Raw genomic sequence first — 15364 nt, 5'->3', positions numbered from 1 at the left:
ACGCGCCGTCGCCTTCCAACGTCAACGGCGCGGCGACACTGCTGCGCGCACTTTGTGTTCCCGACCACTTTGGAGGTTCGTCATGAAAGACGAGAAGGAGACCTTGCGGAAGACCGCCGATAGCATTCACGTGATGGAAAAGTTCGATCCGGCCATCCTCGCTGATGTGACCGCGCCCGTCGTGTCGCTCTATATTCCCGTGCACCACACCGAGCGCGAGGAGCGCCGCGATATCTGGGATCGCGACATGTTCAAGGATCTGATGAAGGATGCCGAGCGCACGCTCGCCGAAACCTACGACAAAGATGCCTATAAGGGCATCGTCGAGAAGGCCGACTACCTGCTCGAGCATCCGGACATGCCGCTTTGGCTGCATGCCGGCGAGGGTCTGGGCTTCCTCATGAACAACGACGACATCTACGTGTACAACCTGTTCTTCGCCCCCGAGCCCATGGTGGCCGCCGGCGACACCTACTTCGTCAAGCCCCTGCTGCGCAACTTCCAGTACGGCACCGAGTACTACGTGCTGGAGCTGGGCAACGACCGCTTCAGCTGGGTGAAGGGCGACCGCACCCACGTGGAGCGCCAGCAGCTGCCGCAGGAAGTGCACGACTTCTTCAGCGAGCTGTTCGCCAACAGCGACGACACCGCCGCCGACATGAAGAAGGGCGAGCTGGGCGCGCTGGACTACATCACCCTGGAAGGCCACATGGGCCAGTACCATGACCGCCAGTCCCGCAACGAGGTGAAGAAGGACGACGCCCTGCCGTGGTTCCGCTACGTGAACCAGGCCGTGAACGACTACCTCGTGCGCGATGACGCCACCCCCATCATCCTGTGCTGCGACGAGGAGTACGAGCACGCCTTCCGCAAGCTCTCCACGCTGCGCCACCTCCTGCCCGTCGGCATCAAGAAGGATCCCGCCGGTCTTGACGGCAAGGCGCTTCTGGAAGAGTCGCTGACCGTGATGGACGGCATCCGCGATGCGAACATCAAGGAAACCGCCGAGAAGTTCGGCGCCGATGCGGCCCACGGCAAGGCCTCGGACGACTTCGACGCCATCGGCATGGCACTGGCCGAGCGCCGCGTGGGAGCGCTGTTCCTCGTGAAGGGCAAAATCCTCCCCGGCGGCTTCGACATCAACACCGGCACCGTCACCTTCGATGGGAACCCCAACCCGGTCGACGACGGCTACATCGACCCGGCCGCGCCCGACATCACCGACGCCTTCGCCCAGGCGGCACTGGCCCAAGACGCCCACATCTACATCGTCGAGCAGGATCAGATGCCCACCGACCAACCCGTCGCCGCCCTCTTCCGCTACGCGGAGTAACTCGCCCGACATCGCGACGAATAGCTATACTGAAAGGGAGCTCTTATGGGCTCCCTTTTTTCGCGCCTCGAAGGAGTCCTCATGACCGACCCCGCCAAATATGCCGGCCTCGCCATCAACCAGCCCGATGTGGCGCTCATCTTCGAGGGCGGCGGCATGCGCAACAGCTACACTGCCGGCATGGTGGTGGAGCTGCTCGCGCGCAACCTGAACTTCGGGCGCGTCTACGGCATCTCGGCCGGATCCAGCCATACGGTGAACTACCTGGTGCGCGACGCCACCCGTGCCCGTGCCTCCTTCGTCGATCTGGTGAAGTACCCGCGCTTCGGCGGCTGGGGCAGCTTCTTGCGGGGCACCGGCTACTTCAACAGCCCTTACCTTTACGAGGAGCTGATCGAGAACGCGGCCGCCGGCGACCCCATGGCCTTCGACTGGGACACCTTCGCCGCCAACCCGGCCGAGATGCATATCGAGGCCATGGATTGGAACACCGGCGAGACCGTCGCCTGGACCCGCGCCGATGTGAAAGACGCCCACGACCTGGGACTGAAAGTGCGCGCGTCGTCCACCATGCCCATCTTCATGCCGCCTACCACCATCGATGGGCGCACCTATATGGACGGCGGCATGGGAGATAGCTGGGGCATCCTGCTGAATGCCGCCCGCGCCGACGGCTACGAGCGCTTCTGCATCATCCGCACCCAGCCGCGCGGTTATCGCAAGCGCCCCATGAGCCGCGCCGCCCAAGCGCTCTTCCGCGCCGCCTTCCGCGCGCATCCCATCGTGGCCGAGCGCACCATCGCGCGCTGGCAGCCCTACAACGAGCTCTGCGACGAGATAGAGCACCTGGAAGAGGCGGCCGCCGCCTGGGTCTTCTACCCCGACACCATGGACGTCACCAACAAGACCACCGACTACGACGCCCTCGTCCGCTCCTACGAGACCGGCCTCGTCCAAGCCCAGCGCGACATCGCCTCCCTCCTGGAGTGGCTGGGCTAAACAATGCCTTTCCAAAAAAAGAAACCCCCGCTAAGTGCGGGGGTTTTCCTTCGACGCCCATCGCTGGTAATGTCAGCGAGGTTCCGACAGGCGCCTGGAATTGCCCCGCCTTGGGGCCAAGTTGGCTTAGGCCAACGCCGAGCCCCAAACAAGGGGCAAGGCCAGGTGCCTGTCGGAACCGCAGCGTCGAGTCGTTCGACGTTGCGTTAGCAACGGCGAAACAATTTACTTCAGGGTCACAGCGGCGCCGGCCTCTTCCAGCTTGCCCTTGATCTCCTCGGCCTTCTCCTTGTTCACGCCCTCGGCGACAGCCTTCGGAGCGCCCTCGACGACCTCCTTGGCCTCCTTCAGGCCCAGGCCGGTGATCTCGCGGACAACCTTGATGACGGCGATCTTGTTGTCGCCGAAGCCCTCGAGCACGACGTCGAAGTCGGACTTCTCCTCGGCGGCAGCGCCACCCTCAGCCGGAGCGGCGGCGGCCACGGCCACCGGAGCGGCGGCGGACACGCCAAAGGTCTCCTCGATGTCCTTCACGAGCTCGGAAGCCTCGAGCAGGGACATCTCCTTCAAAGCCTCAATGATCTCTTCACGAGTAACAGCCATGTTAGTTTCCTTTCAAAGGGGGCCGGCACCTCTTCGCGCCGACCGTTATTTCTTCTTGCGTTACGCGACCCGTCTCAGGCCGCCCGAGCTGTTAGGCAGCTTCCTTCTGCTCGGCCACGGCCTTGACGACCTGGGCCAAACCGCGCGGCACACCGTTGATGGTGGTAGCCAGACCGCGAGCGACGCCGGAGATGGCACCGGCGATCTGAGCCATGAGCTGCTCGCGAGAGGGCAGAGAAGCGATGGCCTCCACCTCTGCGGCCGACACGGCAGCGCCTTCCATCAGGCCGCCCTTGATCTCAAGGTTCTCGTTGGCCTTAGCGAAGGTCTTCAGGGCCTTAGCCGATGCGGCCACGTCGTTGCCGGAGAACACGAACGCGCTGGGGCCGGCGAGCATATCGTCGAGCGTCGGCAGTTCGGCCTCAGCGAGCGCCAGGTGAACCAGCGTGTTCTTGTAGACCTTCATCACCGAGCCGGTCTCGCGAATGTCGCGGCGCAGCTGCTGCATCTCCTTCACGGTAAGGCCGCGGTAATCCACGACCCACATGGCGGAAACGCCGTCGAGATCCTCCTTGATGCTGGCGAGCATCTCCTTGTTCTGAGCGTTGGGCATGTTGTACGTACACCTCCTTCTCAAAGCTTTCCGGGTTCCGCACCTGTGCTGGGTGGGCCGCAAGCCTTAAGATGAGAAAAGCGGCCCCCGCCCATAAGACGGAGGCCGCAGAAATTCACGGTTGCGAATCTTCGACCACCTCGGCGGGCCGCTTTCGCGATTAAACCGAGCCGTTGCGCCAGGTGTCGCCCCTTCCGGAACGCCCCGCAGGCGGTTGCAGACTCGGTACCTGCTGTCTTAAGTAGCGGAACATATCTGTTCGTTGCACTGCCCACCTTTGGGCAGCTCGTCTATTCTAGAGCGAATCCCGCCCGTGTCAACGGGTTTTTCTCCCCTCTCCAAAAAACCCGCGCGAGCGGCAGCCTGCGCAGCCCGGCCAGCGGCAGCCTGCGCAACCCAATCAGCAGCAACCTGCAGTTGCTTACGAACGAAGGCCCAGCAGCTCGAACAGCTCCTTGCGGGAGTTGATGCCCATCTTCTCGTAAATGTGGCGCGTGTGGGCCTTGAACGTACCCTCGGCGATAAACAGCTCCTGCTGAATGACGCGGCCGGTCTTCCCCTCGGCCAGAAGCGTCAGCACCTCCTGCTCGCGAGGGCTTAGACGATAGGTGCGCGAGAACTCCTCCACGCGCTCGGCGGCGCGCTCCTCCTCGGCCGTGCGCTGCACGAGGCCGCCCTCCTCCAGGATGGACACGCCCCACTTGCTAGCCAGCTCCTTCTCGGAGAACAGCAGCACCGTGGCCGCCAAAATGAGTACCGACACGATGACCGTCACCGCCAGAGCCTCGGTGGACGCCGGCAGCCCGAGCATGCCCAGCGCATCGGTGGCGCCGCCACCAGCCAGCTGCAGCAACTGCTCGGCGTTCTTGATGGCCATGAACGCCACGATAGCCACACCCAAGCGCTTGGCGATGTCGAACAGCAGGAACATCACGAGGGAGGACATGAGCGAGTAGCTGATGGCGATGAGGTAGCTGGACGCCGCCGTGCCGAACAGACTCTCGGCCGGCACCAGCAGAAAGCCGCACACCATGAGCACCACGGGAGATCGGTACAGAAGCCCGATATTGAACCGCTTCGACGCGAAATAGGCCGTGGCGAACAGCACCGCCATGAGAATGAACGTCGAGGCCGACGAGTGCCTCCCCGCGCCCGCCACCAGCTGGTTCGCCCGCATGCCGTAGGCGAAGGCGTACAGGCCGTACAGCACGAACAGCTTCCACGGGTAGGAGAACTTCGGCACGCCCCGCTTGGGACGATCGGCCGCAGGCACATGCTCGTAGGCGCCCTGCAGGCACAGCGTCGCCAGCAAAGGCAAAAGCACGAGCATGGCCTGGGCCTGAAGGCCGACAAGCCCCTCGCAGAAGAACGTGATGACCGAGCCTAGAAGCATCGCGCCCGACAGGAACAGGAAGATGCGCAACAGACTGAAGGTGGCCAGCACTTCCGCGGCCAGCAGCAGGAAGAGACCATAGCCCACGCCCGCCGCCAGCGATCCCGCGACCATGAGCCCCAAGGACGCCCCCGGGATCCAGGCAGTCGCCACGCACAGCAGCGATGCAGCCGCCATACAGCCGGAGGAGACCGCCTTCACCACGCGATTCTCGTTCAGGGGCACCAGACGCCGGAACAGCAGCACCACGAGAATGCTGACGGCAATGAAAGCGATGTCGAACGTGAGGTGAGAATCGAAGTCGCTCGACGGCGCGCCCAGCACGCCCGCGCCCGACGTTCCCGTGAACGTCAGCGTCGCCCACGCCCGAGCGCACCCGTAAGCGCAGACGTAGCGCCGCCCGCCCCTCAAGAGCGCCCGACGATCTTCCGCATTCTCGCTCTTCACACTCAGCCCCTTTGCAACCCTCGTGTCAATCTCGCCCGTCTATTATGGCAGAAATTTCGAGTTGTTAGACATATCCTCTGTCTACGCCTGAACCTAACTGCGCTTTTTGTCTTTCAAAAGGCGGAAAGTCTTTTCCGAGCTCCTCTTTCGACGAAATCAGGCCATCCTCAGGGAACCGAATGTCTAACAACTCGAAATTATTCCCAGAAAACATGCCCCACATTTTCCAGAAGTCCCAATCCGTGGCAAGTCCCGCTTTTTCCACGTCCCCAATTCGGCGGAAACGGCAAAGCCGACGCCCGGTGAGGGGCGTCGGCTCAGAGGGAGGGCACGAAAGGGTCGCTTGCGAACCTACAGGCCGGCGACGTAGCGGCCCGTGGCGAAGCCGGTGGTGATGGCGCGGCCCACCGACAGGCCCTCGATGTCCATCGGGTAGTTGCTGTTGCCGAAGAAGGGACCGGAGGCGTTGCCGACGGCGAACAGGCCCTCGATCGGCTTCATGTCGACGTCCAGGCACTGGAAGTTGCCGTCGCACCACAGGCCGTCCACCAAAGCGTCGATGTTGTTCGCGCCGCGCGGCACCGCGTAGCAGGGGGCCTCGATCGGCACCATGTACTCGTCGCGCTTGCCGAAGTCCTCGTCGCCGTTGCCGGCAGCCACCAGCTCGTTGTAGCGGTTGATGGACTCGACGATGGCCTCCACGGTGTAGTCGTGGGCCCAACCCTCTTCGTCGGCATAGGCGATCATGCCCTCGGCCAGCTCCTCCAGCGTGTCGCCCTTGATCCAAGCCTCGGGATCGACGTTGCGGTAGGCGTTGTGGATGGAGATGTCGGAGAAGTCCTTCCAGGCATCGTAGTGCTCCTCCCAGTTCGTGGGCACGATGGAGAAGAACTTGGCGGCCGTGGACTCAGCGAAATCGACTTCGGCCAGGTACTTGTTGGTGAACTCGTTCAGGTAGCCCATGCGGCAGCAGCCCTCGTCCATGAAGCGCTTGCCATGACGGTCGAGGAACAAATACGGCATCTCGAAGCGCACCTTCGGGCCCTCGCCGTGCACCATCTTGGTGTGCGAGGCCGGGCACATCTGGGCGCCGGCCCACATGGCGGCCTTCAGGCCCGTTCCGTTGCGGAAATCGACGGCCTGATGCAGGCCCTTCGCGTCGGGGGTGTAGTAGTACAGCATCTCGGAATCGCCCACATAGTCGCCGGCGGCCATGATGACGCCCTTGTTAGCGCGCAGCAGCACGTGAGTGCCGTCCTTGGTCTCGCCGATGGCACCCGCCACGCGGCCGTCCTCCACGAGCAGCTGCACGCAGGGGGTCTCGAAGAAGATCTCGGCGCCCTCGGCCTGCACGGCGTCGCCGATGACGAGCGCGCCCTTCTGATGGCCCTCGTCATGGAAGTAGGTGTTGGCGTGGAAGAACACCTCATGACCGTTGCAGTTCACCGTGTAGTCGTAGGGCTTCGACTCGCTGCCGCCCTTGGCCGCGGCCTCGGCCCACCAGGCCAGCGCCTCCTGGGAGTTGCGGGCCCAGGTCTCTACCTGGCCCAGGTTGGCGCGGTAGTCGCTCTTGTAGTTGATGAAGGACAGCACCGCCTTGATGCCGGCCTCGTTCGTCTTCGTCAAATCGATGGAAGCGCCCATGTTGCCGGCGGTCTGCACGATGGAGAGGCTCTGCAGCGCGCCCACCGTGGCGCCCGCCTCCAGGGCGGCGTGCATGGCGGAAAGCCCCGACTCGCCCGCACCGACGACCACGACATCGTAGGTGTGCTCCTCGTCGAACTCGGTGATTTCGGCCGGCTTCTGCAAAAAGCTCGGGCCCACGTAGGTAGATCCGTCCTCGGCAGCGGCGGCGCCCGTGCTCGCCATCTTCTGCTGGGGAGCGCAGCCCGCAAGCGCGCCGGCGCCGGCAGCGGTGATGGCGGCCAGGCCACCGAACTTGAACAGGTCGCGGCGAGAAACATTCATTCCGTTGGTCATGATGGGTCCCTTTCCCTCACTCGTGACGCCGAGCTTCTCTGAAAGCTCGGTTGCAGCGTCCGTGCTGCGTTGGTTTGCGGAGAAGCTTTTCGCTTCGCCGCCGCAGCTCCCTCGCTGCACCACGCACTATGGACGCCTTGGCAAATCCACGCATCGACCAAGCGGGAAAAAGAAGTTTAAAGCTTTAAACCCTCCTATAAACCTTCATGTTGAACTGGGAAAACAAGAAGCGAGCGAGATTGCTCTCGCTCGCTTTAAACCTTAAGAATTACGTTGACTCCGAAGCGCCCCTAGGCCACTTTCTCGGTGTCCTCGCCAGAGGCAACGTCGGCAGGCGTCTGGGCGGCCCCGTTTTGCTGCACCACGTCGTCCTCGGGCTCGCCGGAGGCGTTCTCATCTCCAGCCGGCGCGCCGCTGTCTGCGGCGTCCTCGGTCGCCGGCGCCTTGCCGCCCTCGCCCAGGATCTCGTAGGCCGGGCTCACGTTGGAGCCGGCGGCTTCCACGTACGTGAAGTTGATCTCGTCGCCCACCTTGTAGCCGACGATGTCCAACAGCCCCGGCAGCGCGAAATCGAAGATGGAGCCGTCCTCCCCTTCCACGGTCAGGTAGAAGTGGGTGTTGCCCTCGATGACCGCCTGATTCATGGAGCGGATGGTGCCCTTCACCGTCACTACGTCGGTCGCGCCGTCTCCACTCTCAGCCACGACACCGTTGGTGGCGAGCAGCGCCTCGTAGGCCTTCTGGGTGTCGGCCACCGTATCGCCCACGGCCACGTTCTGGTAGCGCTGGATGTCGATCATGGCGAACTTCTTCACCAGGCCCGCGCCGTCCTTCAGGGCCATGAAGTAGGTCGGCTGGTTCGACACGTTGATGAGCAGCGGGAACGTGGAGGTGTAGCGCAAGTTCTGCACCTGGCCCTCGGCGGACTGCATGGCCGAGTCCTCCGTGGCGCCCGAGACGCTGTAGAAGTGCGACTCCTGGGTGCGCTGGTTCACCAGCACGAAGCCGATGATGGAGTTGTCGGCCGTGGCCGAGGTGACGCCGGTGTACACCCACACGTCGTCGTCCTTGGCGATGTAGTTGTAGCCCAGCGTGCCGTCGGTGCCGGGCGTCGTGCGCACCACGCCCTCCTGGCCGAGGAACGAGTTCAGCCAGCCGTTGTTGTAGGCGCCCCACCAGTTGTACTGCTGGATGAGCAGCTCAGCGGGGAACACGCGGTCGACCCACTCGGGGCAATCGGCCACAGCGAGATCCTGGGTCTCGCCGGTGGTGGCGTCGCACAGCACCACACGGCTTATGGTCTCGCCACCGAAGAGGCCAATGGTGAAGTCCTTCACGGGACAGATCCACCAGGGGTGGCCGTCCTCGTCAATTTCGAAGGACTTCTCGCCGAACATGTAGAAGGGGTAGGACAGCTGCACGTGGCGGTCGATGTTGCGCACGAGCGGCTCGGACTGCGAGTAATAGATGGGGCTGTCTTCCAGACGCACGATCTCGGCGTCCTGGGTGGTCATGTTCACGAGCGCGTAGGCCGGGATGCCGCCCTCGCGGTTGGTGAACCACTTGAACAGGTCGGCGTAGCCCAAGGGGCTCACGCGCACCGGCGTGCCCTGGTAGTTGATCTGCGAGTACAGGTTCGACACCTCGAACTGGCTGACGTACTCGGGGATGGAGCCCATCTCGCGGTTGCCCAGCAAAATGGCGGAATCGCGGTCGATGACGGGAATCTCCGAATAGTTCACTTCCTTGATGTCCTGGGCAAACTCCAGCGTGTCGGTCTTCAGCACGTTGGAGTACTTCTCGGCGTTGCCCGGGAAGATCGCCATGGACATAAGGGCGCCGATGGCCACGAGCGCCACCACCGCCACGGGCACGAAGGACAGAATGCGGAAGGTCTTCGCCTTGCCCTCGTTCTTCGTCACTTCCTTGGTGCCCGTCTTGTACTGCTTGGAGCGCATCCAGAAAACGAGGAACAGCGGCAGCAGGATAACAATGAAGACGAAGCCCCAGAAGTCCGTGGAGTGAATGTTGATGGCCGGATGGAACCACCAGTAGGCACCGGCGATGACGAGCAGCGCCAGCACGATGATGAGCGCCAGCCACTTCTTCGATGGCAGGTGGAAGTCGTTGGCGAGGAACTCGAAATCGACCGTAGGGCCACCATGGCCGCCATCGCCGCCGTCACCGGAGCCGGAGCCGCCATGGCCGCGACCGCCGCCGTTGCCCGCACCCCCGAACCCGCCGAAGCCTCCGAAGGGAAAGCCGCCGAAGCCGCCCACACCGCCGCGCGAGCCCGACGCTCCCGCGCCGGCGCCCGAGCCGGAACCGGAGCCCGGCGTCTGCGGCCCGGACGACGCCGAATCCGACGCACCGGTGCCCGAGCCCACGCCATCGGTGTTCATACCCGACTGGCGCAACGCCTCAAGCAGCGAATCCAAACCAGATTGTGCCACGTAACTCATCCTCTCTTATCGGCCGCAGCGCACCGCGCGGCGACCTCGCATCTCCCGGAGCCCCTTTGGCCCCGCAAAAGGTTTCGTGACACTATACAGGAAGGCCCCGCGCCAACACCCAACCCGTCAAATACCCGAAAGAAAACCACGGGCCTGAAGATTTTCTTCACTGCGACCTTAAAAGTCCACCTCTGCCCACGACTCCAGAAGCAGTCCCTCGACGCGTCGGAACTCCCTCGTGTTGTTCGAAACGAGCGTCGCGCCATGGGCAAGGGCCGTCGCGGCAATCAGCAGATCGTTCGGCCCGATCATGCAACCGCGCCGCTTCAAGTCGGCCCGGACTCGCGCGTAGCAGGCGGCGCACCGGGGATCGAAGGGAATGATGTGCAGCGGCGACAAGAGGCTCTCTACAAAGTAGCGGCCCTCTTCGGGATTGTTACTGTTCTCGGCCCCGTACAGCAGCTCGGCCTCGACGATAGCCGGCACGCCGAACAGATCCGGCGAGCTTTTCCGCATGATCTCCTGGGCCCGCGGCAGATGCCCCCGCATGATCTCGATGCACACATCGGAGTCGAAGAAATACATGACGGCCCCTTACGCGAACAGAACGATCTCGTCGAGGTCTCTCTCTTCCTCGGGGACGACGAACGTCGGATCCTTCAGACAGCCGTAGACGTTATCCCAGTAGCCCGACGGCCAGCCGCGCCCTTCCCCACTCTCGCGAATGAGCCCCGTCACGTACCTCGACATCGACTGATGCGCCCGAGACGACTTCTCGCGCAGCATTTCCATGGTCGGCTCATCCAGATACAAAGACAACTGCGGCATAGCGCACCTCCTTTATACTTGCAATCCAAGTATACTTGCAGCTATACTTGCTGTCAAACCCGAAGAAACGGGAAAAGCTGTCGACGCATCGCCGCATCGACAGCTCCCTCTTTGACGCCAGAAAGCAGAGCGAGAAAGTTCCTACAAAATCGCGCGACCTAGCTCGCCGACGACTTCTTCCAGGCGCACCTTGGCCTCGGTGTGGGTGGCCATGTCGCGCAGGGTCACAACGCCCTCGGCCAGCTCGTCGGGGCCGAGGACGGCCACGCGGGCCGCACCCAGCTTGTCGGCCAGCTTGAACTGGCTCTTCAGCGAGCGCTTCTGGTGGTCCATCTCGGTCGTGAAGCCGGCGTCGCGACATTCCTGTACGAGCGCGAAGGCCCGGGCGCGCACGGAATCATCGACGCAGGCCACGAACAGGTCGCACTTCTGGGCACGCGGAAATTCCACGCCGGCCGCCTCCAGGGCCAGCACGCAGCGTTCGAAGCCGAGCGCAAAGCCCAAGCCCGGCGTGGGACGGCCGCCCACCTCCTCGGCCAGCTTGTCGTAGCGCCCACCGCCGCCGATGGCGTTCTGGGCTCCCATGCCGTTATCGACCTGTACCTCGAATACCGTGCGGGTGTAGTAATCCAGGCCGCGCACGAGCTTGTAGTCCTCCTCGTAAACAACCCCGGCGCCATCGAGCAGAGCCTTCACCGCATCGTAGTGCTCGCGGCACTCGTCGCACAAGTGGTCGGTGATCTTCGGCGCGTCGGCCATAATGGCCGCGCACTGGGGATTCTTGCAGTCGAACGCCCTCAGCGGATTCACCTCGGCGCGCGTCATGCAGGTGTCGCACAGCTCGTCGGCGTGCTCGTCCATGTAGGCGCGCACGAGCTCGCGGTAGGCCGGACGGCACTGCTCGCAGCCCATGGAGTTCAACAGAAGGCGCATGGAATCGCGCGGGATGCCCACCTTCTCGTAGAAGCGCATGAGCATGATGATGGCCTCGGCATCGATCGTAGGCTCCTCGGCGCCCAGGCACTCCACACCCACCTGATTGAACTGGCGCTGACGCCCCTTCTGCGGGCGCTCGGCGCGGAACATCGAGCCTGCGTACATGAGCTTCGCCGGGGCCGCGCCCTGCGGCACCAGATCGTGCTGCACTACGGCGCGCACCACACCGGCCGTGCCCTCGGGGCGCAAGGACAGGCGGCTCTTCGCCTTCGGGGCCTTCCCCTCTTCCACCCAGCGACGCAGATTCTCACCGGAAATGGCCGTGAACATCTCCTTGGACACCACATCGGTCGCTTCGCCGATGCCGCGGACGAAGAGCTCGGTCTGCTCCATGATGGGCGTCTCGATGGGCAGGTACCCGTAGGCGCCGAACACCTCGGCCGCCGTCTGCTTGAACTGATTCCAGAACAGCGCCTCGTCAGGCAGAAGATCGCGAGTCCCCTCGGGAGCGTTAATGGCCATGGTGATATCCTTTTTCGTCGACGGGGCTTTGCGGCCCTGGTAAGTGAAACTTCGGGTATTGTAACGCAGAAAGGACGACCCCGCAGGCCGCCCTTTCCCAATGGTTTTGCAAGTTTAATCCCAGCGGCGATGGCGGCGAGCCGACAGGCCGACGAAACGGGCGAGGCGCTACAGATGCTCGACCACCAAGTCGCCCATCTTCGCGGTGCCCACAACCTTGTCGACCGGGGTCTCGGCGTCCTTGATGTCGCCGGTGCGCCAACCGGCGTCCAGCACCTCGGTGACGGCGCGGCGGATGTCGTCGGCGGCCTCGCCCATGCCGAAGCTGTAGCGCAGCATCATCTCCACGGAAAGGATCTGTGCCAGCGGGTTGGCGATACCGCGCCCGGCGATGTCCGGCGCGCTGCCGTGGCTCGGCTCGTACAGGGCCACGCCGTCGCCCAAAGAAGCGCTGGCGAGCATGCCCAGCGAGCCCGTGATCTGGGCGGCCTCGTCAGAGAGAATGTCGCCGAACATGTTCTCGGTCACCACCACGTCGAAATCGGCGGGACGGTTGATGAGCTGCATGGCCGTGTTGTCCACCAGCAGGTCCTCCAGCTCCACATCGGCGTAGTCCGCGTCGTGGATGCGGTGCACGATCTCGCGCCACAGGCGGCTCGTCTCCAGCACGTTGGCCTTGTCCACACTCGTCACCTTGCCGCGGCGCTTGCGGGCGATTTCGAAGGCCTGGCGGGCGATGCGCTCGATCTCGTACTCGGAGTACTCCAGCGTGTCGTAGGCGCGCTGGCCCGGCGCTCCGTTCACGCCGGCGGCCGGCTCGTCGTAGAAGCGCTCGCGGCGACCGAAGTACAAACCACCGGTGAGCTCGCGGACGATCATCATGTCCACGCCGTCGACGATCTCCGGGCGCAGCGTGGAGGCGTCGGCCAGAGCGTTGAAGATCTGCACGGGGCGCAGGTTGGTGTACAGGCCCAGCTCCTTACGGATGCCCAAGAGCCCCTGCTCCGGACGCGGGGCGGCAGGATCGGTGGTGTCCCACTTAGGGCCGCCCACGGCAGCCAGCAGCACCGCGTCGGAAGCACGGGCCGCATCCAGCGTCGCCGTCGGCAAGGGCTCGCCTGTCGCATCGATGGCCGCACCGCCGATGAGCGCGTCGATGTACTCGAAGGCGGTGTCGTACTTCGCACCCACGGCGTCCAGCACCTTCACGCCCTCGGCAATGATCTCCGGCCCGATGCCGTCGCCGGCAAGCAGGCAAATCTTGTAGGTAGTCGTCATGCTACGCGTCCTTTCCGAGCTTCTTCTGCCAGCGAGGCACGAGGCCTCCCGCGTTGATGATCTCCATGAGGAACGGCGGGAAGGGCTGGGCCGTGAAGGTCTCGCCCGTGGTCTCGTCGGTGATGGTGCCCGCGTCGGCGTCCACGCTCACAACATCGCCGTTGCTGATGGCATTCACGGCCTCGGGGCATTCCATGATGGCCAGCCCCGTGTTGATGGCGTTGCGGTAGAAGATGCGCGCAAAGCTCTTGGCGATGACCACGTCCACCCCGGCCGCCTTGATGGCGATGGGGGCGTGCTCGCGCGACGAGCCGCAACCGAAGTTCTCATCGGCCACGATGATGTCGCCGGGCTGCACGTTGTTCACGAATTCCGTGTCCAGATCCTCCAGGCAATGCTTCGCCAGCTCCGCCGGATCGGAAGTGTTCAAATAGCGGGCGGGAATGATGACGTCGGTGTCGATGTCGCGCCCGTAGCGGTGCACGGTTCCCTTGAATTTCATGGGGCTTCCTCCTACTCCGCCGCGTCCGCGACGACTTCCAAATCTTCCGGAAGGCCGATGTGGCCGAGCACGGCCGAAGCGGCGGCCACGGCCGGCGAGGAGAGGTACACCTCGCTGGTGGGATCGCCCATACGGCCGACGAAGTTGCGGTTGGTGGTGGCGATGGCGCGCTCTCCGGCAGCGAGGATGCCCATGTAGCCGCCCAGGCACGGCCCGCAGGTGGGGGTGGACACGGCGCAGTGGGCGTCGATGAAGATGTCCATGAGCCCCTCGGCGATGCACTGCTGGTACACCTTCTGGGTGGCGGGGATGACGATGCAGCGCACGTCCGGATGCACCGTGCGGCCCGCGAGAACCGCTGCGGCCTGGCGCATGTCGGCGAGGCGCCCGTTGGTGCAGCTGCCGATGACGGCCTGGTCGATCTTTACGTCGCGAGCCTCGGCCACCGGGCGCGTGTTGCTCGGCAGGTGCGGGAAGGCCACCGTCGGCACGATGTCAGCGGCGTCGATTTCGACGACCTGGGCGAACTGCGCGTCGTCGTCGGAGTAGTAGGCGGTATAGGGCCGCTCGGCGCGCTCGTCCAGATAGGTGCGGGTGATGTCGTCCACGGGGATGAGGCCCGCCTTGCCGCCGGCCTCGATGGCCATGTTCGAAATGGAGAGGCGCTCGTCCATCGGCATACTTTCGATGGCGCTGCCCGTGAACTCCATGGCCTTGTACAGGGCGCCGTCCACGCCGATCATGCCGATGATGTGCAGGATGACGTCCTTGCCGGTGACGCCGGGGGCCAGCTCGCCGTTGATGACGAACTTGATGGTCTCGGGCACCTTGAACCAGGCCTTGCCCGTGGCCATGCCCACGCCGGCATCGGTGGAACCCACCCCCGTGGAGAACGCGCCCAGCGCGCCGTAGGTGCAGGTGTGGCTGTCGGCGCCGATGATGAGGTCGCCCGCGCCCACGACGCCCTGCTCCGGCAGAAGCGCGTGCTCCACGCCCATGCAGCCCACCTCATAGTAGTGGGTGATGCCCTGCTCGCGCACGAAATCGCGCACGATCTTGGCCTGCTCGGCGGACTTGATGTCCTTGTTGGGGGTGTAGTGGTCGGGCACGAGGGCGATCTTAGTCGGATCGAACACCTTGTCGGTGATCTCGCGAACGGTCTTGATGGCGATGGGGGCCGTGATGTCGTTGGCGAGCACCAGATCCAGATCGCATTCGATCAACTGGCCCGGTTCCACCTCATCCAGCCCCGCATGGGCGGCGAGAATCTTCTCCGCCATGGTCATGGGACGAGTCAAGGGATGCTCCTTTGCGCGCGGTAAACATTACTCTCAAACTCGGCTATTGTAGCACCGCGCGCTTTTCCGCTTTGTTTCCTCGCACGCGAACACGGTAATTTCCACGCAAAAGCGCTCGTCGCCTTTTCCGGGTCTTTCAAACCCCTCTTTTCGGGATTTCGCCCGCGAATGCCACTTCG

The 15364-nt window shown here is 63.9% G+C and carries 13 protein-coding genes; 2 read left to right on the top strand and 11 right to left on the bottom strand.

Annotation, left to right across the window (positions count from 1 at the left end; genetic code table 11):
- Positions 1–82: 82 nt before the first annotated feature.
- Together NE591_RS01530 and NE591_RS01525 are read left to right on the top strand one after the other, a co-directional pair.
- Positions 83–1333 carry a hypothetical protein gene (locus tag NE591_RS01530; RefSeq protein WP_256156247.1) on the top strand — a complete coding sequence of 417 codons (1251 nt, stop codon included), beginning with the start codon at positions 83–85 and terminating at the stop codon, positions 1331–1333.
- Positions 1334–1414: 81 nt separating this feature from the next.
- Entirely contained in the window at positions 1415–2332 is a 918-nt protein-coding gene (locus tag NE591_RS01525) for a patatin family protein (RefSeq protein ID WP_227070397.1), read from the top strand.
- 225 nt (positions 2333–2557) lie between these two features.
- On the opposite strand, the gene rplL is transcribed toward NE591_RS01525, so the two are convergent.
- The 11 genes from rplL to leuC form a co-directional block, all read right to left on the bottom strand.
- The gene (gene rplL, locus NE591_RS01520) at positions 2558–2935 is read right to left on the bottom strand and encodes a 50S ribosomal protein L7/L12 (protein ID WP_022740627.1); all 378 of its coding nucleotides are present in this window, start codon (positions 2933–2935) and stop codon (positions 2558–2560) included.
- Positions 2936–3026: 91 nt separating this feature from the next.
- Entirely contained in the window at positions 3027–3548 is a 522-nt protein-coding gene (rplJ, locus tag NE591_RS01515; RefSeq protein WP_114539434.1) for a 50S ribosomal protein L10, read from the bottom strand.
- A gap of 421 nt (positions 3549–3969) precedes the next feature.
- Positions 3970–5388 carry a helix-turn-helix transcriptional regulator gene (locus tag NE591_RS16175; RefSeq protein WP_173114216.1) on the bottom strand — a complete coding sequence of 473 codons (1419 nt, stop codon included), beginning with the start codon at positions 5386–5388 and terminating at the stop codon, positions 3970–3972.
- 351 nt (positions 5389–5739) lie between these two features.
- The gene (locus NE591_RS01505) at positions 5740–7368 is read right to left on the bottom strand and encodes an FAD-binding protein (protein ID WP_041714671.1); all 1629 of its coding nucleotides are present in this window, start codon (positions 7366–7368) and stop codon (positions 5740–5742) included.
- Positions 7369–7658: 290 nt separating this feature from the next.
- Positions 7659–9821 (bottom strand): Tat pathway signal sequence, encoded by a 2163-nt coding sequence (locus NE591_RS01500; protein WP_256156246.1) that lies wholly within the window; start codon positions 9819–9821, stop codon positions 7659–7661.
- A gap of 177 nt (positions 9822–9998) precedes the next feature.
- Positions 9999–10406 (bottom strand): type II toxin-antitoxin system VapC family toxin, encoded by a 408-nt coding sequence (locus tag NE591_RS01495; protein WP_256156245.1) that lies wholly within the window; start codon positions 10404–10406, stop codon positions 9999–10001.
- A gap of 9 nt (positions 10407–10415) precedes the next feature.
- Complete coding sequence (locus NE591_RS01490; protein WP_256156244.1) at positions 10416–10649, bottom strand: antitoxin; 234 nt, start codon at positions 10647–10649, stop codon at positions 10416–10418.
- A 141-nt stretch (positions 10650–10790) separates the two neighbouring features.
- Positions 10791–12107, bottom strand: a complete 1317-nt coding sequence (gene hisS / locus NE591_RS01485) for a histidine--tRNA ligase (protein ID WP_256156243.1) — start codon at positions 12105–12107, stop codon at positions 10791–10793.
- Between the two features lie 168 nt (positions 12108–12275).
- Positions 12276–13385, bottom strand: a complete 1110-nt coding sequence (gene leuB / locus NE591_RS01480; protein ID WP_256156242.1) for a 3-isopropylmalate dehydrogenase — start codon at positions 13383–13385, stop codon at positions 12276–12278.
- Position 13386: 1 nt separating this feature from the next.
- Positions 13387–13887 (bottom strand): 3-isopropylmalate dehydratase small subunit, encoded by a 501-nt coding sequence (locus tag NE591_RS01475; RefSeq protein ID WP_114549277.1) that lies wholly within the window; start codon positions 13885–13887, stop codon positions 13387–13389.
- A gap of 11 nt (positions 13888–13898) precedes the next feature.
- Complete coding sequence (leuC, locus tag NE591_RS01470; RefSeq protein ID WP_256156241.1) at positions 13899–15185, bottom strand: 3-isopropylmalate dehydratase large subunit; 1287 nt, start codon at positions 15183–15185, stop codon at positions 13899–13901.
- Positions 15186–15364 lie beyond the last annotated feature (179 nt).

The sequence above is a fragment of the Adlercreutzia sp. DFI.6.23 genome (assembly GCF_024462535.1).
GTDB classification, from domain to species: domain Bacteria; phylum Actinomycetota; class Coriobacteriia; order Coriobacteriales; family Eggerthellaceae; genus Adlercreutzia; species Adlercreutzia rubneri.
The sequence above is the reverse complement of the archived record's forward strand: the minus strand, read 5'-3'. Positions and strand labels throughout refer to the sequence as shown.

Bases quoted from the DNA above. Each gene is read 5' to 3' on its own strand.
- rplL (WP_022740627.1), bottom strand. From the start codon at position 2,935: ATGGCTGTTACTCGTGAAGAGATCATTGAGGCTTTGAAGGAGATGTCC.
- NE591_RS01530 (WP_256156247.1), top strand. From the start codon at position 83: ATGAAAGACGAGAAGGAGACCTTGCGGAAGACCGCCGATAGCATTCAC.
- NE591_RS01490 (WP_256156244.1), bottom strand. From the start codon at position 10,649: ATGCCGCAGTTGTCTTTGTATCTGGATGAGCCGACCATGGAAATGCTG.
- leuB (WP_256156242.1), bottom strand. From the start codon at position 13,385: ATGACGACTACCTACAAGATTTGCCTGCTTGCCGGCGACGGCATCGGG.
- NE591_RS01505 (WP_041714671.1), bottom strand. From the start codon at position 7,368: ATGACCAACGGAATGAATGTTTCTCGCCGCGACCTGTTCAAGTTCGGT.
- NE591_RS01495 (WP_256156245.1), bottom strand. From the start codon at position 10,406: ATGTATTTCTTCGACTCCGATGTGTGCATCGAGATCATGCGGGGGCAT.
- NE591_RS01525 (WP_227070397.1), top strand. From the start codon at position 1,415: ATGACCGACCCCGCCAAATATGCCGGCCTCGCCATCAACCAGCCCGAT.
- hisS (WP_256156243.1), bottom strand. From the start codon at position 12,107: ATGGCCATTAACGCTCCCGAGGGGACTCGCGATCTTCTGCCTGACGAG.
- rplJ (WP_114539434.1), bottom strand. From the start codon at position 3,548: ATGCCCAACGCTCAGAACAAGGAGATGCTCGCCAGCATCAAGGAGGAT.
- NE591_RS01475 (WP_114549277.1), bottom strand. From the start codon at position 13,887: ATGAAATTCAAGGGAACCGTGCACCGCTACGGGCGCGACATCGACACC.